Below are 20,322 nucleotides of genomic sequence, written 5' to 3' on the forward strand. Positions count from 1 at the left end.
GAATGACCGAGAAGAAACTGGAAACCACGGTCGACCGCGTCTACCAAGGGGTTTACCAGGCGATCAGCAAGCGTTCGCTGCGTCCGGGGATGAAGCTGGGCGAAGCGTCCCTGGCCGAACTGTTCAATGTCAGCCGCACGTCGGTACGCGCCGCGCTCAAGCAACTGGAAGCCGAGGGGCTGGTCACCACCGAGCCGAATAAAGGTGCATCGGTGTCGCTGCCCAGCAACGAAGAGATCCGCTCGCTGTTCGAAACCCGGCGTCTGATCGAAATCGGCATGGTCACCGAACTCTGTCGGCGCAAGGACACCGCCGCCATGCAGGTCTTGCGCGAGCACCTGCTACTGGAGGACGCAGCCCACGCGGCAGGCGATCACGAGCAACTGATTTACCTGCTCGGCGAGTTCCACCTCAAACTGGCGCGCAGCCTCAACAACCCGGTGCTGCTCGACTGGTTCCAGAAGCTGATTTCCCGCGCCTCGCTGTATGTCGCTGCACTGGATGACGACAGCCATGAAGCCTGCCGTGACAACGAACATCTGCGCCTGATCGAATACATCGAGGCGGGCGATCAGAGCGCCGCCATCGAACTGACCTGCACGCATTTGAACGGCATCGAGAAGGCGATTCTCGACGTCGCGGCGAAGATGAAAACTGGCTACCATCCCCTCAAGCACCTGATCGGGGTCTGATCCGGGCCTGGTCTGAAATCGGCTATACCTCTAATGAAACCATTACGGCCGATGAGGCTCGAAACAGACGGGCGTCGCGGCGTTCTGCCGTCGCGATGTATCGGGCAAACACCACAGGACACCGAGTCAATCGATGCAGTTTTTATCCGATAGCCACGGTTGTGACGGCTGGAAAGGCGAGATGGCCGAACGCATTTGCGCGTTCGACTGGCGCCTCACCGAACTCGGCCCGCTCGACACCTGGCCTGCCAGCTTGTGCAGCACCGTGCAATTGATGCTGGCCTCGCCCTTGCCGATGGTCATGCTCTGGGGCCACGCCGGCTACATGATCTACAACGACGCCTACTCACAGTTTGCCGGTGGTCGCCACCCGTATCTGCTAGGCGCACCGGTGGAACTGGGGTGGCCGGAAGTCGCCGAGTTCAACCGGCACGTGGTCGACACCTGTCTGGCGGGCGGCACCTTGTCCTACCGCAACAAGGAACTGGTGCTGCTGCGCGATGGCGTGCCCGAAGATGTCTGGATGGATCTGTATTACAGCCCGGTGGCCAACGATGATGGGGTGCCTTCCGGAGTGATGGCGATGGTGGTTGAGACCACCGAGTTGGTGCGCTCCGAGCGCCTGCGTCAGGCGGCAGAAGACGCTTATCGGGCCGACAACGAACGGGTGCGTCTGGCGCTGAATGCGGGGGCCTTGCTCGGCTCGTTCGTCTGGGACGTGAAGAACAATGTGCTGTCAGCCGATGAGCGTTTCGCCCGAACCTTTTGCTATCCGCCGGATCAGGACCTGAGCAACCTGCCGCAATCCGTCAATGAGTCGCGGATCCACCCGGACGACCTGGCGTGGGTGCATGATCGGGTCAGTCATTCGCTGCAGACCGGTGAGCCGTACAACGCTGAATACCGCGTGCGGCGCGCGGACGGCAGCTACCTGTGGGTGCTCGCCAGTGGCGCCTGCGAGTTCGACGAACACGGCGCGCCGTTTCGTTTTCCCGGGGTGTTGATCGACATCCATGAACGCAAGATTGCCGAAGAATCCCTGCTCAAATTCACGCGCAACCTGGAGCAGCGGGTGGCCAACGAAGTGGATGCCCGGCTGGCGGCGGAAGAGCAATTGCGCCAGTCGCAGAAGCTTGAAGCCATCGGCGGACTGACCGGCGGCGTGGCCCACGACTTCAACAACCTGCTGCAGGTAATTGCCGGCAACCTGCATTTGCTGGCGCGGCATGAACCGGACAATGCCAACGTGCAACGCCGGGTCAGCGCCTCGCTGGCGGCGGTGGAACGAGGTGCGAAACTGTCGTCGCAATTGCTCGCTTTTGCCCGGCGCCAACCGTTGTCGCCGGCGGTGTGCGATCCGCGGCAGATCTTCGACGGAGTCGGTGAATTGCTGCAGCGTGCGTTGGGCGAAACCATTCAGATCGACGTGCAATTGCCGCAAGAGCCGTGGCATATCAACGTCGACCGCAATCAACTGGAAAACGCCATTCTCAATCTGGCGATCAACGCCCGGGACGCGATGAAAGGCGAGGGCACGATTGTTCTCAGTGCCATTAATACTCGGCTGGACAGCACTTTTTGCGCGGGCAAAGGCATCGTTGCCGGCGATTTCGTGCGGGTGGTGGTCAGCGATACCGGCGTCGGCATTGCGCCACAAATGCTCGAGCAGGTGTTCGAGCCATTCTTCACCACCAAGGCCGACGGCCAGGGCACCGGGCTTGGCCTGAGTATGGTGTTCGGCTTCGTCAAACAGAGTGGCGGCCACGTCGAGATCGACAGCACCGTGGGCGAAGGCACGCGGGTGCAACTGTACTTTCCGCGCAGCCTGCGTCCGGTTCTCGATGAGACGCCAAGCGTCGACCCGCAGCAGGGCGGCGGCCACGAGACCATTCTGGTGGTCGAGGATAACGACGCAGTGCGTGCTTCGGCCGTGGAGTTGCTGCGCGAGGAAGGCTACCGCGTACTGACTGCGAGCAATGGCGACGTGGCAATGCAGTTGCTGCTGGACGGCGCGCAAGTGGATCTGATTTTCACCGACGTGGTGATGCCGGGGCTGATCAAAAGCTCCGATCTGGCGGCGTGGGCCAAGGTGCAGACACCACCGGTGGCGGTGCTGTTCACCTCCGGCCACACCCGCGACATCATTTCACGCAACCACCAGTTGAGCCCGGACACGCACTTGCTCGGCAAACCGTATGGCCCGGAGGCGTTGTTGCAGATGATTCGCTCGGTGCTGAGTGCCTGATTCCCTGTGGCGAGGGGATTCATCCCCGATGGAGTGCGCAGCACTCCCCAGCACTCCCCAGCATTTTCCCAGCTATATGGAATTTGCAGTAACTGCGCCGGCTGCGCCGCCGATCGGGGATAAATCCCCTCACCACAGGGTTCAGCTTCGACCCCCATTTTTCTGCAGGGACAGCCAATGACTTCCAAGCGTAATTCCAAAGCACCTACCGGCATGGTCCGGGTGCGTGGCGCCCGCGAACACAATCTGAAGAATGTCGACGTCGATATCCCTCGCGACGCGCTGGTGGTGTTCACCGGGGTTTCGGGTTCGGGCAAGTCGTCGCTGGCGTTTTCAACGTTGTACGCTGAAGCCCAACGGCGTTATTTCGAGTCAGTGGCGCCGTATGCGCGGCGGCTGATCGATCAGGTCGGGGTGCCGGATGTCGATTCCATCGAAGGCCTGCCGCCCGCCGTGGCCCTGCAACAGCAGCGGGGTACGCCGAGCACGCGTTCGTCGGTGGGCAGCGTGACCACCTTGTCGAGCCTGATCCGCATGCTCTATTCCCGCGCCGGCAGTTACCCGCCGGGGCAACCGATGCTCTACGCCGAGGATTTCTCGCCGAACACCCCGCAAGGCGCGTGCCCGGAGTGCCACGGTCTGGGCCGGGTCTACGAGGTGACCGAGGCGCTGATGGTGCCCGATCCGAACCTGACCATCCGCCAACGCGCCGTGGCGTCCTGGCCGCTGGCGTGGCAGGGGCAGAACCTGCGCGACATCCTCGTGACCATGGGCATCGACGTCGATATCCCCTGGAAGAAACTGCCGAAAAAGCAGCGTGACTGGATTCTGTTCACCGAAGAAACCCCGACCGTGCCGGTGTACGCCGGGCTGACCCCGGAGGAAACCCGGGTCGCCCTCAAGCGCAAGATGGAACCGAGTTATCAGGGCACCTTCACCGGTGCCCGCCGCTACATCCTGCACACCTTTACCCATTCGCAAAGTGCGTTGATGAAGAAGCGCGTTTCGCAGTTCATGCTCGGCAGCCCGTGCCCGTTGTGCGACGGCAAACGCCTGAAGCGTGAAGCGTTGTCGGTGACCTTTGCCGGTTACGACATCGGTGAACTGTCGCAGATGCCACTGCTGCAAGTGGCCGAAGTATTGAAACCCGTGGCTGCGGCGACCTATCTGCAGCAGGCCGAAGAAAGCGGCGAAACCCTCAGCCATGCGCAAACCCGCGAGGCGCGCCAGCAGCGCGTGGCCCACGGTGCCAGCGGCCACGCCGGTGCGCCGGACGTGCGCCACACGCCGAACCTGTCGCTGGAAAAACGCCTGGCAGCGCAGCGGATCGCTGAGGACTTGCTGGAGCGGGTCAGCACCCTGACCGATCTGGGCCTCGGTTATCTGGCGCTGGAGCGCAGCACGCCGACGTTGTCGTCCGGCGAGCTGCAACGCCTGCGCCTGGCGACGCAATTGGGTTCGCAACTGTTCGGCGTGATCTATGTGCTCGACGAGCCATCCGCCGGTCTGCATCCGGCCGATGGCGAGGCGCTGTTCGAAGCCTTGCAGCGGCTGAAGGCTGACGGCAATACGCTGTTTGTGGTCGAGCACGATCTGGAAACCATGCGCCGTGCCGACTGGCTGATCGATGTCGGCCCGGCAGCGGGAGAGAAGGGTGGGCGGGTGTTGTACAGCGGCCCTCCGGCCGGGCTGGCCGAGATCGACGAATCGCAGACCCGCGCCTATCTGTTTGCCGAGAGCCAGCGGCAGACCCGCACCGCGCGCAAGCCGAGCGGTTGGCTGAAACTCGATGGCATCAGCCGCAATAACCTGCACAACCTCAGCGCTGAATTTCCCTTGGGCTGCTTCACCTCGGTCACCGGGGTTTCCGGTTCGGGCAAGTCGAGTCTGGTCAGTCAGGCGTTGCTCGAACTGGTCGGCGCGCAACTCGGGCGGCCGCTGGTTGAGGACGAGCCGGAAGAGCTCAGCCTCGAAGACGATGCGCCGCAGGCCAGCACTGGTCAGGTGACTGCGGGGTTGGAGTCGATCAAGCGCCTGGTGCAGGTCGATCAGAAACCCATCGGCCGCACGCCACGTTCGAATCTGGCGACCTACACCGGGCTGTTCGACAACGTGCGCAAACTGTTCGCCGCCACGCCCGAGGCACGGGCGGCGGGGTATGACGCCGGGCAGTTTTCCTTCAACGTCGCCAAGGGGCGTTGCCCGACCTGCGAGGGTGAAGGTTTTGTCAGCGTCGAGTTGCTGTTCATGCCGAGCGTGTATGCGCCGTGCCCGACCTGTCATGGCGCGCGCTACAACCCGCAGACCCTGGCGATTCAGTGGCAAGGCTTGAGCATTGCGCAGGTGCTGCAACTGACCGTGGAAGAGGCGGTAGAAGTGTTCAGCGAGCAGCCGGGGATTCGCCGTTCATTGGAGGTGCTGCGTGACATCGGCCTCGGTTATCTGCGGCTTGGGCAACCGGCCACGGAGTTGTCCGGTGGTGAAGCACAACGGATCAAACTGGCGACAGAATTGCAGCGCAATCAGCGCGGCGCGACCCTGTATGTGCTGGATGAACCGACCACCGGGCTGCATCCGCGGGACGTCGATCGGTTGTTGGAGCAACTGGATACGCTGGTCACGGCCGGGCACACGGTGATCGTGGTCGAACATGAAATGCGCGTGGTGGCGCAGAGTGACTGGGTGATCGACATCGGCCCGGGGGCCGGGGATAAGGGCGGCAAAATCGTCGCCGCCGGCACGCCGCAGAAAGTTGCCGCGAGCAAGAAGAGCCGAACCGCACCGTTTCTGGCCCGGGCCTTGAGCCGATAGCGACGCCGTTCCTACTGGCCCCACAGGGGGCTGCGGTGTACTCGGAAGATGTCACACCGCAATCCCTTGTAGGAGTGAGCCTGCTCGCGATAGCGGAGTGTCAGCCAGAAATGAATTGACTGACCTGACGCCATCGCGAGCAGGCTCACTCCTACAGGGTCTGTGTTCTCAACCGAGCAACCTGATGGCGGTGTATCAGGCACCATCAAGCGTGCGGCGGACCTTGTCCAGCAGTTCGCTGATCTGGAACGGCTTGACCAGCATTTCCATGCCGCTACCGAGGAACACCTGGCGATTGATTGCCGTCTCGGCATAACCGGTCATGAACAGAATCGGCAGGCTTTCACGCCAGCCCCGCGCCACGTCCGCCAGTTCCCGGCCGCTCATGCGCGGCAGACCGACGTCGCTCAGCAGCAGGTCGATCGTCGGATCATTCTGCAAGCGCTCCAGCGCGGTTTCGATATCCGCCGCCTGCGTGCAGCGATAACCTGCGTCTTCCAGCACTTCGGTGACGAACATGCGCACTGCCGGCATGTCCTCGACAATCAGGACATGCTCGCCGGCACCCTGCGGATCTACCTTCGGCGCCGGGATGTCGGCGCCGGTCGGGTCGTTCGTCGCCGGCAGCATGATGGTCACTTCGGTGCCACGCCGTGCCACGCTGCGGATGTGCGCATCGCCACCGGACTGGCGGGCGAAACCGTAAATCGTCGACAAACCCAGACCCGTACCCTGGCCCAGCGGTTTGGTGGTGAAGAACGGATCGAACACCTTGTCGATCACACTGTGCTCGATACCGGTGCCGTCATCGCGCACCGACAGCGCGACATACGCACCATCGGCCATGTTCGGGTCGCCGTGGGAATACGCGGCATAGGTGTTGACCCAGATATTGCCGCCTCGGGGCAGCGCATCCCGGGCGTTGATGACCAGATTCAGCACCGCGCTTTCCAGCTGTACCGGGTCGACCAGGGCAATCGCCGGTTTGTTGGTCAGTTCAAGCTTGAGGGTGATGCGTTCGCCGATGGTGCGCATCAGCAATTCTTCCAGCGAGCGCACCTGCTCATTGATGTCCACCGGCCGGGTATCCAGTGGCTGTTGGCGGGCGAAGGCCAGCAGACGATGAGTGAGGGACGCCGCACTCATCGCCGAATTCAGTGCGGCTTCGGCGTAGAACTGCACCTTGTCCGGACGCGCATCGGCCATGCGTTTCTGGATCAGTTCGAGGCTGGTGATGATCCCGGTCAGCAGATTGTTGAAATCGTGGGCAATGCCTCCGGTGAGCTTGCCCAGGGCGTCCATCTTCTGCACTTGCAGCAACTGCGATTCGGCGCGCACCCGCTCGGCGACTTCCTTGGCCAGTTGCGTGGTGGTGTCGTCCAGCTGTGCCAGGTGCGAGCGCTCGCGGTGGCGATGCTCGGTGACGTCTTCGACGAATACCAGGCTCAGCTGCGGCGTGCGATATGGCGAAATCTGCCACTCGGTTTCGCGAACCTCGCCCTGTACGCGCATGTTCAACGTGCCTTTCCAGCGCTCGCCATCGACCAGCCGCAGGCGCAACTCGTTGAGGATCGCGCCCTGGTCTTGATCAAAGCACTCGCTGAGCGTTTCCGGGTTGCGGTTGTCTTGAATCATCTGCGTGAAGGCGTGGTTGCATTCATGCACTTTCAGGTTGGCATCGAGCACGGCAATCGGCGCCGAGACGTTGACGAAAATCTCGCGGAAGCGGGCCTCACTCTCGCGCAGCGCGTTTTCGGTATCGCGTACCCGCAGCAGAGTGCGCAGGGTCGCCAATAGCACGTCCGGGTCTACCGGGTGAATCAGGTAGGCATCCGCCCCGGCATCGAGGCCGGTGATGATGTCCCCCGTCTGGATCGACGCCGCAGACACGTGGATCACCGGCAGCAGCGCGGTGTGTGCATCGGCGCGCAGGATGCGCACAATGTCGAAGCCGCTCATGTCCGGCAGGTTGACGTCGAGGATCAGTGCATCAAGTACCTCGCTCGCGATCAGCGCCAGGCCTTCGCTGCCGGTGCCGGCCTCCAGCACCTCGTAGTCATGGCGCTCCAGGCGCCGGCGCAAGGCGTAGCGGGTGGCGGCGTTGTCGTCGACGATCAATAGACGGATGTCACGTTTCATCGACGTTCTCCAGGGCGAGCGCCAGTGGAATGATCACGAAAAAGGTCGATCCGACCCCCGGCTTGCTGTCCATCCCGACCTCGCCGCCGAGCAGGGCAGCGAAGCGCTTGCACAAGGACAAGCCGAGGCCGGTGCCGCGCAGACGTTTCTGCAGCGGCGAGTCGACCTGGGAGAAGTCCTCGAACAATGCACCGTGCAGCTCCGGCGCGATACCGATACCGGTGTCGCTGACGGCAAAACGTACTTTGTCCGAGCCTTCCAGGCGCGCCGAAACCCGCACTTCACCGCGGGTGGTGAATTTCAGCGAGTTGGAAATGAAGTTGCGCAGAATCTGCCCGAGTTTTTTGTCGTCGGTGTACAGGCGTGGCAGGCCGACCGGCTCTTCGAAAATCAGGTCCACCGCCGACGCATCGACGATCGGCCGGAACATCCCGCGCAGGGCGGAGAACAGGTCGAACATGTCGAACCATGCGGGGGAAATAGTGATCCGTCCGGCTTCGATCTTCGCCAGATCGAGCAAGTCATCGACCATGTCGCTGAGTTCGCGGGCGGCGCTGCTGACGAACGCCACCTGCTTGTGCTGCTCGGGGCTGAGCGGGCCGTCGAGTTCGTCAGCCAGCAGGCTGTTGATGCTGAGGATCGAGCCGAGCGGGGTGCGGAACTCATGGCTCATGTACGACAGAAAGCGGCTTTTCAGGTCCGAAGCCTGCCTCAGTTCTTCCGCCTGGGTGTCGAGTTCGGCGTAGAGCGCCAGCACGCCCTGGTTGGTCTCGTCGAGTTCTGCGCGCAGGGCGGCGGTCTCGCTCTGCAATCGGGCGATCAGCGCAGCCTGTTCGGCGGCATTCAGGGTTGGCGACTCAGCCATGGGCGGCCTCCAGGGCAACGACCAGTACCGTGACGTCGTCGCGCCCGCGACAGAAGTCGCGGTGCAGGACGCTGGCTATCACGGCGGGATGGCGGTGCACCAGACCGGGGTAGTCTTGAAGATTCCAACGGGACTGCAGGCCGTCGCTGTACATGATCAATAGATGTCCGTTCACGTGAGCATAGTCAAAGGGCTGGGCTTTTCGGTATTGACCGCCGACGATGCCAGGGTGCGAGGCCAGCCCGCGCGACTTGTCGGCGGTGAGCAGGCTGGCGCCGATGTTGCCCACGCCAGTAAAGGTCAGGCCGTCGCGGGCGGCATTGAACTGGGCGAACGCGGCGGCGCCGCCACGGCTGCCGATCATGTCGCGGTGCATATCCTCCATCAGCAGCACCGGACTGGCGAACGGAGTCTCGGCGAACACCCGCTCGCCGGCCTTGGCCGCGCGTTCGGCATCCTCTCCGTGGCCGAGGCCGTCGATGATCAGCGCGCTGACATTCGCGCCGTTGTACGCCAGGTGCCAGGTATCGCCGCACGCTGGGTCGTTGTGCAACGAGTGCTGGCTGACGCCGTAGCGCAAGTCCGGTTGGCGGTCGTTGCGCGGATAAAGACGCGCCAGCAGCACCGCGCCACGGGCGTCGGCGTGCACGTCGAAGACCTCGGTCTGCCGCGCCACGGCACCCAGACCGATACCCTGGGTGCCACCGGTGGAAAAACCATCGGTCAGGCAGGCGTCCAGATCAAAGCCCTGTGCGCGATCGACCGCGAGCATCTCGATGCCGAATCCGCCGGGGCGCGGCAACAGGCGCAGGTGAACTTCGCCGCGGCTGGCGTGCTTGAGCACGTTGCTGGCCAGTTCGGTGGCGACCAGCGCTACCCGCCCGGCATCGGTTGCATCAAAACCGTGTTGCTCGGCGAGCCGTTGCGCGGTGCGCCGGGCATGGCCGATCTGGCTGCTGTCTTCGATCAGCAGCACCTGGGTCAGTGACCCTGCGATATTCATGTCCATCGGGTGATCGTTATTCGCGTGCCCTTGCCCGGCGCGGTGTCCAGTTCGAACTCCTCGACCAGGCGTTTTGCCCCGGTCAGGCCCAGGCCCATGCCGCTGCCGGAGGTCCAGCCGTCGGTCATCGCCAGTTTGATATCGGCAATACCGGGGCCTTCGTCGCGGAACGTCAAGCGCAGCCCGACCTTATGATCTTCATCGAGAATCTGCCAGTCCATGTCGCCGCCGCCACCGTACACCATGGTGTTGCGGGCCAGTTCGCTGACCGCCGTGACCATTTTGGTCAGATCGATCAGGCGCATGCCGCATTCGGTGGCCAGTTTGCGGGCGGTCTGGCGTGCGAGCACGACATCCTGCTCGATATGGATGGGTTGAGTACCGCTGCTGCGTACGGTCATTGCCGGTTTACTCGTTCCTGCAGCAGTTTCATCCCGCGCTCGACGTTCAGTGCGGTGCTGACACCCGGCAGGGTCAAACCGAGTTCGACCAGGGTGATCGCCACGGCGGGTTGCATGCCGACCAGCATGGTTTCGGCGTCCATGATTTTCGACAGCCCGGAGATGGTGCTGATCATCCGGCCAATGAACGAGTCGACCATGTCCAGCGCCGAGATGTCGATCAGCACGCCACGCGCCGAGGTCTTGCTGATGCGCTCGGACAAGTCGTCCTGCAAGGTGAGGGCGAGTTGGTCATGCATGTCGACCTGAATGGTCACCAGCAGGAACTTGCCCATTTGAAGAATCGGGATACGTTCCATCGGCTCAGACCGCTTTGCCGAGGCTGATGCCCAGGCGGGAGAGGGCGAGCTTCAGTGCGTCGGCCAGATTGGCCTTGGTCACCACGCCCTGCAGGTCGAGGCCCAGGTGGACGATGGTCTGGGCGATTTGCGGACGCACGCCGCTGATGATGCAGTCGGCACCCATCAGGCGAATCGCGGTCACGGTTTTCAGCAGATGCTGCGCGACCAGGGTGTCGACGGTCGGGACGCCGGTGATGTCGATGATGGCGATTTCCGAACCGGTGTCGACGATGCGTTGCAGCAAGGACTCCATCACCACTTGGGTACGTTGCGAATCGAGGGTGCCGATCATCGGCAGCGCGAGTACGCCGTCCCACAGTTTGACCACCGGCGTGGAGAGCTCCAGCAGTTCTTCCTGTTGGCGTTTGATCACCGCTTCACGGGACTTCTGGAAGGTGCGGATGGTGTGCATGCCGAAGGCGTCGAACAGTTCGGAGATTTCCCAGAGTTGTTCGGCGAGCAGCGCTGGCTGTTCTTTATAGTGCGCTTGCAGCAGGGTAAACAGCGGGCCCTTCAGGGCGAAGATGAAACTGGCGGTCTGTTGCGAATCCTGACCGAGCTGGGCACGGCTGTGGGAGAGCTTTTCGAGGAACTGGCGGGTGGCTTCCCAACCCGGCGCATTGATGTTGGTGCCGTTGTCATCCTGCAGGCCATTGATCACCAGTTGCAGGAATTCGCTGGTCTGCTGTTGCAGGTCATGGTCTTTGAGGTTGCGGGTGGCGCCGCTGGCTTCCAGGCCGTTGATCCATTCGCTCAGCAGTTGTGGTTATTTGTTTTTCATCGCATCGAATGTGCTGTTCTGCAGTGCTGCCATGTGCCTGTTGCTCCGTAGCGTATTGGGGCCGGTTCTGTAAAAAGTGACCGGTGCGAAGTCAGTGACCTTTGCCGTTCAAAATAGTTGTTCGGTTGCTCAGGGATATTTTTGATCCGGCGCAAGAAATGCCCCGGTAACTCTAGTCGGCGCCCTTCAAACCAGCGATGTTTTGAACGTTGGCACCGTAGCGGCTTCGAATATACAAGGCCGACGGGTCTGAGTCGCGCCAGCATTGAAAAACGAGGTGGCTATGAACGAGCAATCGCAACAGCAGCAGAAACCGGACGCCGAACCGATCAATCGCAACGACCCGGCCATCGATCCGCAAGTGCCGGGGCAGAGCCCGCCAATCCCGCCGAAGGGCGAGAGCGAACAGGTCCAGAGCGCTGACCCTGCGGTGGACCAGAAGAACAAACACACCGACAACGACAACGAGTTCAGCCCCGGTTTCGAACCTGAGCCCGATCGCCCGAAGCCCGGTGAAGAAACCGATGCCGACATCGATACTGACGGCGGTTGATCGCACTGAAACGACAAAAGGCCGCATTAATCAATGCGGCCTTTTGCTGTACAGCGCCCGGGTTACTTGCTCGGGTGCTTGGCTTGCAGCTCTTTGGCCGCGGTCAGGTGTTTTTCCAGCGCCGGCAACATTTTCTGTGCGAAGGCCTTCAGTTCGGGGGCGCCTTTGACTTTGTCGTCGGTCACGGTGTTGGCTTCTTTCTTGAACAGTTCGATGGTTTCTTCGTGGGCCTTGACCTGGTTGTTGGCGTAGGCCGCGTCGAAGGACTCATCGCGCATGTCGAGGATCTTTTCCTTGGCCTGCTTGACCAGAGTCGTGGTGTCCGGGACTTCGATGTCATTGGCCTTGGCAATGCTGGCCAGTTCGTCGTTGGCCTTGCTGTGGTCGGTGATCATCATGTTGGCGAACGCCTTGATGTCGGCCGACTGACTTTTTTCCAGGGCGAGGCGACTGGTCTCGATCTCCGCGATGCCACCGGCAGCGGCGTTGTCGACGAAGTCGTTGGAAGTGGCGGCGAAGGCACTGCCCATGCCGCTGCTCAGAGCGACAGCCAGAACGAGATGACGCAGGTTGAATCCGTCCATTGATGTATCTCCACACAGGTTTTTGTTGAAGTTATGCAATGGAGGGAGCACAGCGGAAAAAGGTTTGATCGCGTTTCCGACAGGGCGACGAACGGCAACCGCTGGTCTGACAGGTGGTCGACAGAACGGCCCGACCAAGGCCATTCTGATAACTGCCAGCGCAATCGGTCGCGTTGGTTGCCGATCAACTGACGGAGGTGTTCCATGCCGGTGACTCATGACCTGTATCAGGACTTGAAGCTAACGAAGGAAGAGGTCCAGCAAAAACGCACCGAGGATCCATTTCTGGATGCACTGATCAACAAGTATTCCCAGGCGGACGCCGAAGTAGTCAAGGCCGAGACGGCGACCTCGGATGCGCCCAGCGATGACACCCTGAAGAAACTCAAAGAGAAACGCTTGCAGGTCAAAGACAAGATCGTCGCGCAGTTACAGGCTCGATCCTGACCGTCAGTCGCTTCACCGCTTCAAAATGGTGAAATGACTGAACGCAGCCCCTGACCGGCACCTCGAATGTACAGAGTCTTCACTCAGCGACTCTTTGCGAGGTGCCACATGAACACACCCAGATTCCCCAGTGAAGAGCAGGGCGGTTTCGACCCGGTTCCTACTCACCCTGAGCCCAACAGCCCGGCACACACCACCACTTTTCCCGAAGAGCCGGACGAAGATCTTCCTGAAGACGAAGATCCGGACAAGTTCGACAGATCCGGTAACTGACAGTCCGCTATCGCGAGCAGGCTCACTCCTACAGTTGGAATGCGGTCAACTGTAGGAGTGAGCCTGCTCGCGATGACGTCAGTTGATCTAACACAAAACCAGCAGGCTCACTTCAACGCGTCCGCCAACGGCAATCGCGCCATGTGCGTAGCCTTCAGCGACCCCAGATACAACCAGTCCCCATACTCGCGCGCTGTGGTGATCGGAGAGTAATTGCCGCTGCTGGCGTCCTGCAGATTGGCGATCACCTTGCCCTCAAGATCCAGCCCCAGGACGAACCCGCGTTTCTCCACCGGTTTTGGCAGCACCGTCAGCGCGCGCACTATCATCTTGCGCAGCAGCGGATGCCCGGCGGTCCGATCGAGCAAGGCACTGCGCGGTGCGTACAGCGCGACCCAGAAGCGGTTGCTGCCATTGAACGCGAGGTTGTCCGGCAGGCCGGGCAGGTTGTCGATGAACAGGTCATGGGTGTCGGCCTTGGGTCCCGTCAGCCAGTAACGGCTGATGCGATAGGCGCCGGTTTCGTTGACCAGCACATAAGCGTCATCCGGGCCGAGGGTCACGCCGTTGGCGAACTGCAGTTTGTCCAGCAGCACACTGGTCTTGCCGGTCTGAAAGTCATAGCGCAGCAGGCGCCCGTCACCGCCATGTTCAATGATCGCCTCACCGTCATGCCCGTAACCCCAGCGGCTGCTGGCATCGCTGAAATAGGCGTAGTGCCCGGACTTGTCGATCGCCACGTCGTCAGTAAAACCGAAAGGCAGGCCATTGGCCTCGGTGGTCAGAGGAATCAACTGACCCTGGGCGTCGAGCGACAGCAGACCCTTGACCCCGTCGGCAATCACCAGCAAACCATTGGGATGCCGCGCCAAGCCCAGCGGCCGGCCGCCAGTGTCGCTCAGCACTTTGCGCGTTTTGCCATCGAGGCTGGTGCGGACCAGTCGCCCGTCATGCAGGCCAGTGATCAGGTAATCGCCCTCCAGCAGCAGTGCTTCGGGGCCGTCGATGTCGCTCGGGCCAACCTGTTCGACGGCCTTGAGCCGCTGGTTTTCCGCGTAGACCCCTTCGTTCAGTGACGGCGCCGCTGGCGGTTTCCACGCCACCGGCTGCACCTTGGTCGGCATCAGCAGCAGAAACGCGATGACGAGGATCACCAGCAATAACAGCAGACGCTTCATGAAAGGTGCCCCGTCAGCGTCAGGTGCCTGAGCGCCATGTCGCGCAGGGCCTGCATCGAGGTCGCCGATTCACGTTCGATGCGGCGCTTGAGTAGCAGCAGATTGGCCAGGCGCATGCCAAGGCCATCGAACCGGTAATCCAGAGTGCGCACGAACCGCGTGCCGTCGCCTTGCGCCGCGCACTCGTAGGTCAGCAACAGCGACAAGCCATGATCGCCCCGCGCCTTGGCGCACCAGCGGCGACCGGGCAGATACTCGGTGACCTCCCAGCGCAAATGGCCGGCGCGCCCGCCGGCATGAATGTCTTCTTCGAAACGCGCGCCGGCATGCAGCGGGCCTTGCGGGCCGTCGATTTTCAGCGACGACGGGTGCCACTCGGGCCAGTGGTTGACGCTGGCGGCGTAGCGGAGCACGGCGATCGGTTCGCCGGCGATATCGATCTGGTGCTGCATGCGGGTCATGGGCGATCTCGAATAGCGCAACGGGGCGGGTGGCGGTTCCCAGTACAGGGTGCCGAACAGGTAATCCATCAGCGGAAAAACGATATTGAAATTACGCTCCTGCATGCACTCGCGGCGGTGATGCAGTTCGTGCAGATGCCGCATCTGGCGGATCCACGGCAGGCGGGTCAGCGGATTATTCGGCGGTAGATGCTCGCAGGCGTGAAACACCTCGTAGGCCAGATAACCCAGGACCATGCAGCCGCCGAACAGTCCGGCAACATTGGCGTTGAACTGCGCGAGCAGCCACCACAGCGGCAGGGTAAAAACCAGTGTATGCACGACGATCAGCCAGGCTGGAAACAGAATCACCCGCCAGTCGCGGGCGCCGTCATACGTCATGTGGCCGGGGGTGAAAAAGCTGTGATGGTCGCCGGCATGCCGCGCATAGAACAGCTTGGCGAAGGTCTTTTTGTGGTGACCGAGATGGCGATGAACCATGTACACGCCAAAGTTGAACAGCAGCAGGGTCAGCGGCACGCTCAGCCATTCCAGCGGCTGCACCTGATGCGCGCTGCTCCAGAAAGCGCCGATCGCCAGCACGCCGAACAGAAGCACGAAGGCGCCGTGCAGCCACGGGTTGTACAACGGATGAATGGCCGCACGATAGCGGCTGCGAAATGCCTCGGTGGTCTGCCTCACTGCGTTCACCTGTGGGTATTGTTGTTATACCCGGCAGATTAGCCGATCCGGCCGTTTGTGCAGGCCGCACCTTGAGGTCAGTTGCGCCATGCTCCGGTGTAAAGCGGCCGACTCAGCTCAGCGGGTTCCAGCGTTGCGACCAGTCGTCATCGGTGGCGATTACCTGGCGCAGCAGATCGAACGCCTGTTGCAGCGTCGCCGAGTCGCGCTCGCGGGCATACACCAGATAGGTTGGATAGCCGAATTCCGGGGCTTTGGTGACCGCTTCCAGTGCGCCGGTTTCCAGATAGCTGCGCACCACACGGGTACGGAAGTAGCCACTGCCGCCATGTTCGAGGATGTATTGCAGGGCCAACGGGCCGAGGTTGAAACTCAGCGCGGCTTTGGCCTTGTCCGGCAGGGCAGCGTCGTGCTGGCGCCGAAAATCCGGCCCCCAGTCGATGTAGACGTAGGGATCCGGGCGGTTCGGCGCACGCACCAGAATCAGTTTTTCTTCCAGCACCTGCTCGACCTGCAGGCCGGGCCAGTACTCCGGCTGATAGACCAGCGCGGCATCGAGCACGCCGAGTTCAAGTTGGCGCAGCAGGTTTTCGCCGTCGCGGATTTCCATGCGCAGAGCGTGGCCGGGAATCTTCTCGCGCAGTTCGGCGGCCCAGCTGAGCATCAACGGGTTGCACAGGCTGACTTCGCCGCCGATGTGCAGCACGTTGTGATAGCCGTCCAGCAGCGGCAGGTCGCGCCGTGCGGCTTCCCAGGTCTGCACCAGTTGATTGGCGTAGACCACGAAGGCCTCGCCGTTGGCAGTCAGTTTCGCCCCGGCGCGGTTGCGCACGAACAGCGTACTGCCCAGCTGACTTTCGAGTTTCTGCACCCGGGCGGTGATCGCCGTCTGCGTGACGAACAGCTTCTGCGCCGCCGCCGCGAGGCTGCCGTGACGGACGATTTCCAGAAAGGTGCGGGCGAGGTCGATGTCCATGGGCGGGCCGGTGTCTGAGGTGCGGGCATTGTAAGTGCCGGCTCGCCACCGCGTCATCGTTCATCGCGAGCGGGCTCACTCCCACAGGGTCCTGCGCTGGCCCATCGATTTCGCGAACGACCCGAAATCCTGTGGGAGCGAGCCTGCTCGCGAATGGTGTCTGGCTGCCAAACCAGCATTGCCTGACCCACCGCCATCGCTGGCAAGCCAGCTCCCACAGGTTTTATGTCGCTCACAAGTTCTGTGAGCGCCGCAGTAACCTGTGGGAGTCTGGCTTGCCAGCGATGAGGCCGTAGTGGCGGTGAAGCTCAACCCGCCAACTCAACCTTGCGCACCCGCGCCCATTCCTCGACCAATCGCGCCGGCGTGCCGCAGGCCTTGCGCTTGTAGACGAAGTGGCTGCACTTCTCGGCAAACTGGTTGCGGTTGTAGAGCATGTCTTCCTGCATCTCTTGCAGTTCGCTTTCCCGACATTGCTCGATCAGCACCTGATCCACGCGCAACTTGCGCTCGCGCACGGCAGCGTAGGTCGGGTCGGTCAGTGCCGCGTTGGCCCGTTGCAGCAACCACAAGGAAAACTCATCCGGGCAGCGCGGGCCGATTTCCTGGACCATGCCCAGTTGCAGCGCCTGCGTGGCACTGACCGGCAGGCAGGCCTGGGTCAGTTGCTCGGCCATCGCCGGGCCGACGGCGCGCGGCAGGCTGTAGGTCCAGTATTCCGAGCCATACAGGCCCATGCTCTTGTAGTGCGGATTGAGCACGATGTCGGCGCGGGCAAATACGATGTCGGCAGCCAGTGCGAGCATCACGCCGCCGGCCCCGGCATTGCCGGTCACGCCGCTGACCACCAGTTGCCGCGCGCTGAGCAGTTCGGCGCAGACATCGTCGATTGCCTGAATATTCGCCCAGGCTTCAGCGCCCGGGTCCTGCGCCGCCTGGATCACGTTCAGGTGCACGCCGTTGGAGAAGCTGCCGCGCCCGCCCTTGATCAACAGCACGCGAGTGTCCCGAGACTTGGCCCAGCGCAGCGCTTCAACCATGCGCTGGCACTGTTCGGTGCTCATCGCGCCGTTGTAGAACTCGAAAGTCAGCTCGCCGACATGCCCGGATTCGCGGTAGCGGATCGGCTGATAGGCCTCGTCGTTGAACGGCTCGCTGGCGATCGACCAGTCGAGGGTCGGCACGCCGTCCAGTTGCCCGGCCAGCACATGCCGCGCCGGTTGCTTGAAGGTCTCTTCGCCGGGCAGTGGTTTGCGTCGCAACGAGCCGATCCACAGGCTGTGATCGCCGGTGGCGACCAGCACCGCGTCGTCATGCACCGCGAGGATCTTGCCGGGAATGCCGGTGCGCTGATCGAGGTGCGCGTCGTACACGTAATACTGCCCGCCGGCCAGGCTTGCCAAGACCCCGGGCTGGCCGTCAGCGGCGTCGATGCAGCGTTTGATGAAGCGCGAGCAGTCGTGCCAGCTGAAGGTGCGGTCGTCCTGCTTCATGTTTGGCTGCAAGCGCCCCCGGACTTTTGGGTCGGTGTAATCCAGTGCGACCGGAACGAAGCCGTCGATGAACTTCTCGACCACTTCGCGAATGCAGCGAATCGCCGCATCGCTGACCCGCCCGTTGTACAGCTCGGACTTGCGCAAGCCCGACGGCAGATTGAATTCGCAGGTGGCCCACACTGGGCCGGCGTCCATTTCTTCCACCGCTTGCAGGGCGGTCACGCCCCAGCGCGTCAGTTCGTTGGTGATCGCCCAGTCCAGTGCGCTGGCGCCACGATCGCCGACGATGCCCGGGTGAATGATCACCACCGGGCGCCGCGCATTGCTCCACAGCGCCTGCGGTACGCGATCCTTGAGGAACGGGCAGATCACCAGATCGGCGCCGCTGTGTTCGATCTGTTCGCACACCGACGCCTCGTCGGTAAACACCACGACGCTGGGCGAGTGCCCGGCCTGACGCAGTTCCAGCCAGGCGCGTTGAGTCAGGCCGTTGAAGGCCGATGACAGCAGAATAATCTTCAGTGATCGCATGGTTTTCTTCCTTGAAGGGATAGCCGCGGGCTCCCGGTGAGCCGTCCTTGGCGTTCGATGAAGCGCGCAGATTAGAGAGTGGCTGCGCGCTGGCAACTGATCAGGGTCAACGTTGTGTCAGTCAATATTTCTGCGGCGACGGAGCGCCTTATTCTCAAAGGTTTGCTTATCCTGATTTTTAATTACTTCAAATGTCCGCAACGCTATTGCACAGTCGCGCCTGATCAAGAGCCGGACGATCCCGGCAGAACGATGGTTTTTCGCAGCGGGTGGGACCCGTTTCAGGGAGCAAGGCATGGGTGATGTTCAGAACCCGCATTACCGGATGATTGGGCACATGTTCCAAAAGGACTATCGCTGGCTGTGCGCTGCCGTTGGCCGCACGCTGGGTTGCCCGCACAGCGCACAGGACATCGCCTCGGAAACTTTTTTACGGGTGCTGGCCCTGCCGGACCCGAGCGCCATTCGCGAGCCGCGGGCGCTGCTGACCACCATCGCCCGGCGGCTGGTCTATGAAGGCTGGCGCCGCCAGGATCTGGAGCGCGCTTATCTGGAAAGCCTGGCGCTGGCGCCGGAACCGGTGCATCCATCACCGGAAGAACGCGCGTTGGTGATCGAGGCGTTACTGGCGGTCGATCGCTTGCTCAATGGCTTGTCGGCCAAGGCCAAAGCCGCTTTTCTCTACCATCAGCTCGACGGTTTGACCTACAGCGAAATCGGCGAACGGCTCGGGGTTTCCACCAGTCGGGTGCAGCAATACATGGTCGAGGCATTCAAACGCTGCTATCAGGCGATGCAGGCATGAGGCCGGACGAAGCGGTGATCGACGAGGCGGCGCAGTGGATGGCGCTGTTGCAGTCCGGCGAGGCCAGCGCTGGCGAGCGTGCGGCGTTCGAAGCGTGGCGCGCGGCCGACCCGAGGCACCAGCGGATCATCGAGCAAATGGGCGGCGGCCTTAACCTGCTGCGTAATCCGACCTTGCGCGGGCTGCCGCGCAACAGTCTGCTGCACAGCCTGAATGCGCCGTCGAGCCGGCGGCGCTTTGTCAGTGGCAGCTTGAGCGTGCTCGGCATCGCGGTGCTGGCCGGGTTGCTCGGGCGCCGCTATGGCTGGCTGCCGGAAGCGGGGGAGTTGGCGACCGGCACCGGCGAGCGGCGCGATTTCACTCTCGAGGATGGCAGTGCGCTGAGCCTGAATGCGCGGACGCGGGTGGTGGCGCAATTCGATGCGACTCAACGCTTGCTGGCGTTGCGCTCGGGTGAGTTGTTGGTGGATGTGGCCAGGGATCCCGCGCGGCCGTTCGTGGTCGAGACCGAACATGGGCGGATGCGGGCGCTAGGGACGAAATTTCTGGTGCAACAGGGCGACGATTCTACGCGGCTGGTGATGCTGCATTCGCAGGTCGAAGTGGTCACCGCTGGTGGTGCGCGGCAAGTGGTGGAGGCGGGGGAGAGCCTGCTGTTCAACGCTCAGGACATTCTCGCTTTGGAGCGCAGCACCGGTCAGGAAAGCGCATGGGTGCAAGGTCGTCTGGAAGTGCGCGACCGGCCGCTGAGTGAAGTGATCGACAGCCTGCGCCGCTACCGCCGGGGCATTCTGCACCTGAGTCCCGAAGTGGCCGATCTGCGCCTGAGCGGCCTCTATCCGCTCGATGACAGTGACCGCACCCTGCAACTGCTGGAGCGCTCGCTGCCGATCCGCGTCACTTGGCACAACCCCTATTGGGTCAGCATCGGCGCGCGGTTATAGCGTCATAACTTCTTGGCCTAATCGCCGCCCTATAAAAAGCGCCGGCCCGCTGCTC

The 20,322-nt window shown here is 62.4% G+C and carries 19 protein-coding genes; 8 read left to right on the forward strand and 11 right to left on the reverse strand.

The window, feature by feature from the left end; all coding sequences use genetic code 11:
* Positions 1 to 2: 2 nt before the first annotated feature.
* The 3 genes from CRO59_RS10320 to CRO59_RS10330 all read left to right on the forward strand — a co-directional run bounded on the left by CRO59_RS10320 (position 3) and on the right by CRO59_RS10330 (position 5,748).
* On the forward strand, positions 3 to 692 hold the full coding sequence (locus CRO59_RS10320) for a GntR family transcriptional regulator (RefSeq protein WP_027613675.1): 690 nt from the start codon (positions 3 to 5) through the stop codon (positions 690 to 692).
* Between the two features lie 133 nt (positions 693 to 825).
* A complete protein-coding gene (locus tag CRO59_RS10325) occupies positions 826 to 2,937 on the forward strand; it encodes a hybrid sensor histidine kinase/response regulator (RefSeq protein ID WP_097087245.1) in 2,112 nt (703 codons plus the stop codon).
* 177 nt (positions 2,938 to 3,114) lie between these two features.
* Positions 3,115 to 5,748 (forward strand): excinuclease ABC subunit UvrA, encoded by a 2,634-nt coding sequence (locus CRO59_RS10330; RefSeq protein WP_097087246.1) that lies wholly within the window; start codon positions 3,115 to 3,117, stop codon positions 5,746 to 5,748.
* A gap of 195 nt (positions 5,749 to 5,943) precedes the next feature.
* Here CRO59_RS10330 and CRO59_RS10335 read toward each other — a convergent pair whose 3' ends face one another.
* Genes CRO59_RS10335 through CRO59_RS10360 form a run of 6 tightly spaced genes read right to left on the reverse strand, consistent with a single transcriptional unit; the run spans position 5,944 to position 11,317 of the window.
* Positions 5,944 to 7,887 (reverse strand): response regulator, encoded by a 1,944-nt coding sequence (locus tag CRO59_RS10335; protein WP_097087248.1) that lies wholly within the window; start codon positions 7,885 to 7,887, stop codon positions 5,944 to 5,946.
* Positions 7,877 to 8,752, reverse strand: coding sequence for a sensor histidine kinase KdpD (locus CRO59_RS10340; RefSeq protein WP_097087250.1), 876 nt, complete (start codon positions 8,750 to 8,752; stop codon positions 7,877 to 7,879). Before CRO59_RS10340 ends, CRO59_RS10335 begins: the two co-directional genes overlap by 11 nt.
* Positions 8,745 to 9,755, reverse strand: a complete 1,011-nt coding sequence (locus tag CRO59_RS10345; RefSeq protein WP_097087483.1) for an ATP-binding protein — start codon at positions 9,753 to 9,755, stop codon at positions 8,745 to 8,747. The genes CRO59_RS10340 and CRO59_RS10345 overlap by 8 nt, the downstream gene beginning before the upstream one ends.
* The gene (locus CRO59_RS10350) at positions 9,752 to 10,156 is read right to left on the reverse strand and encodes an anti-sigma regulatory factor (protein WP_027613681.1); all 405 of its coding nucleotides are present in this window, start codon (positions 10,154 to 10,156) and stop codon (positions 9,752 to 9,754) included. The genes CRO59_RS10345 and CRO59_RS10350 overlap by 4 nt, the downstream gene beginning before the upstream one ends.
* Positions 10,153 to 10,515 carry an STAS domain-containing protein gene (locus CRO59_RS10355; protein WP_027613682.1) on the reverse strand — a complete coding sequence of 121 codons (363 nt, stop codon included), beginning with the start codon at positions 10,513 to 10,515 and terminating at the stop codon, positions 10,153 to 10,155. The genes CRO59_RS10350 and CRO59_RS10355 overlap by 4 nt, the downstream gene beginning before the upstream one ends.
* A gap of 4 nt (positions 10,516 to 10,519) precedes the next feature.
* A complete protein-coding gene (locus CRO59_RS10360) occupies positions 10,520 to 11,317 on the reverse strand; it encodes an STAS domain-containing protein (RefSeq protein WP_256578402.1) in 798 nt (265 codons plus the stop codon).
* A 304-nt stretch (positions 11,318 to 11,621) separates the two neighbouring features.
* Between CRO59_RS10360 and CRO59_RS10365 the strand changes: the two genes are divergently transcribed.
* Positions 11,622 to 11,891: a hypothetical protein gene (locus CRO59_RS10365; protein ID WP_097087252.1), complete on the forward strand. Its 270-nt coding sequence runs from the start codon at positions 11,622 to 11,624 to the stop codon at positions 11,889 to 11,891.
* Positions 11,892 to 11,953: 62 nt separating this feature from the next.
* Here the strand turns inward: CRO59_RS10365 and CRO59_RS10370 are convergent, their stop codons facing one another.
* Positions 11,954 to 12,475 (reverse strand): DUF4142 domain-containing protein, encoded by a 522-nt coding sequence (locus tag CRO59_RS10370; protein WP_097087254.1) that lies wholly within the window; start codon positions 12,473 to 12,475, stop codon positions 11,954 to 11,956.
* Between the two features lie 204 nt (positions 12,476 to 12,679).
* Here CRO59_RS10370 and CRO59_RS10375 point away from each other — a divergent pair, with 204 nt between their 5' ends.
* Together CRO59_RS10375 and CRO59_RS28735 are read left to right on the forward strand one after the other, a co-directional pair.
* Entirely contained in the window at positions 12,680 to 12,922 is a 243-nt protein-coding gene (locus CRO59_RS10375; protein ID WP_027613686.1) for a DUF465 domain-containing protein, read from the forward strand.
* 108 nt (positions 12,923 to 13,030) lie between these two features.
* Positions 13,031 to 13,195: a hypothetical protein gene (locus tag CRO59_RS28735; protein WP_166495921.1), complete on the forward strand. Its 165-nt coding sequence runs from the start codon at positions 13,031 to 13,033 to the stop codon at positions 13,193 to 13,195.
* Positions 13,196 to 13,302: 107 nt separating this feature from the next.
* Here the strand turns inward: CRO59_RS28735 and CRO59_RS10385 are convergent, their stop codons facing one another.
* The 4 genes from CRO59_RS10385 to CRO59_RS10400 form a co-directional block, all read right to left on the reverse strand.
* The gene (locus CRO59_RS10385; protein ID WP_097087257.1) at positions 13,303 to 14,373 is read right to left on the reverse strand and encodes an SMP-30/gluconolactonase/LRE family protein; all 1,071 of its coding nucleotides are present in this window, start codon (positions 14,371 to 14,373) and stop codon (positions 13,303 to 13,305) included.
* A complete protein-coding gene (locus CRO59_RS10390; RefSeq protein WP_097087258.1) occupies positions 14,370 to 15,515 on the reverse strand; it encodes an SRPBCC family protein in 1,146 nt (381 codons plus the stop codon). Before CRO59_RS10390 ends, CRO59_RS10385 begins: the two co-directional genes overlap by 4 nt.
* Positions 15,516 to 15,627: 112 nt before the next feature.
* On the reverse strand, positions 15,628 to 16,491 hold the full coding sequence (locus CRO59_RS10395) for a LysR family transcriptional regulator (RefSeq protein ID WP_045122483.1): 864 nt from the start codon (positions 16,489 to 16,491) through the stop codon (positions 15,628 to 15,630).
* A gap of 308 nt (positions 16,492 to 16,799) precedes the next feature.
* Positions 16,800 to 18,518 (reverse strand): hydrogenase maturation protein, encoded by a 1,719-nt coding sequence (locus tag CRO59_RS10400; RefSeq protein ID WP_097087259.1) that lies wholly within the window; start codon positions 18,516 to 18,518, stop codon positions 16,800 to 16,802.
* A gap of 295 nt (positions 18,519 to 18,813) precedes the next feature.
* Here CRO59_RS10400 and CRO59_RS10405 point away from each other — a divergent pair, with 295 nt between their 5' ends.
* Entirely contained in the window at positions 18,814 to 19,323 is a 510-nt protein-coding gene (locus tag CRO59_RS10405) for a sigma-70 family RNA polymerase sigma factor (protein WP_027613691.1), read from the forward strand.
* Positions 19,320 to 20,267, forward strand: a complete 948-nt coding sequence (locus tag CRO59_RS10410) for a FecR domain-containing protein (protein WP_097087260.1) — start codon at positions 19,320 to 19,322, stop codon at positions 20,265 to 20,267. Before CRO59_RS10405 ends, CRO59_RS10410 begins: the two co-directional genes overlap by 4 nt.
* Positions 20,268 to 20,322: the final 55 nt, after the last annotated feature.

This window comes from Pseudomonas sp. LAMO17WK12:I5, assembly GCF_900215165.1.
In the GTDB taxonomy this organism is placed as follows: domain Bacteria; phylum Pseudomonadota; class Gammaproteobacteria; order Pseudomonadales; family Pseudomonadaceae; genus Aquipseudomonas; species Aquipseudomonas putida_A.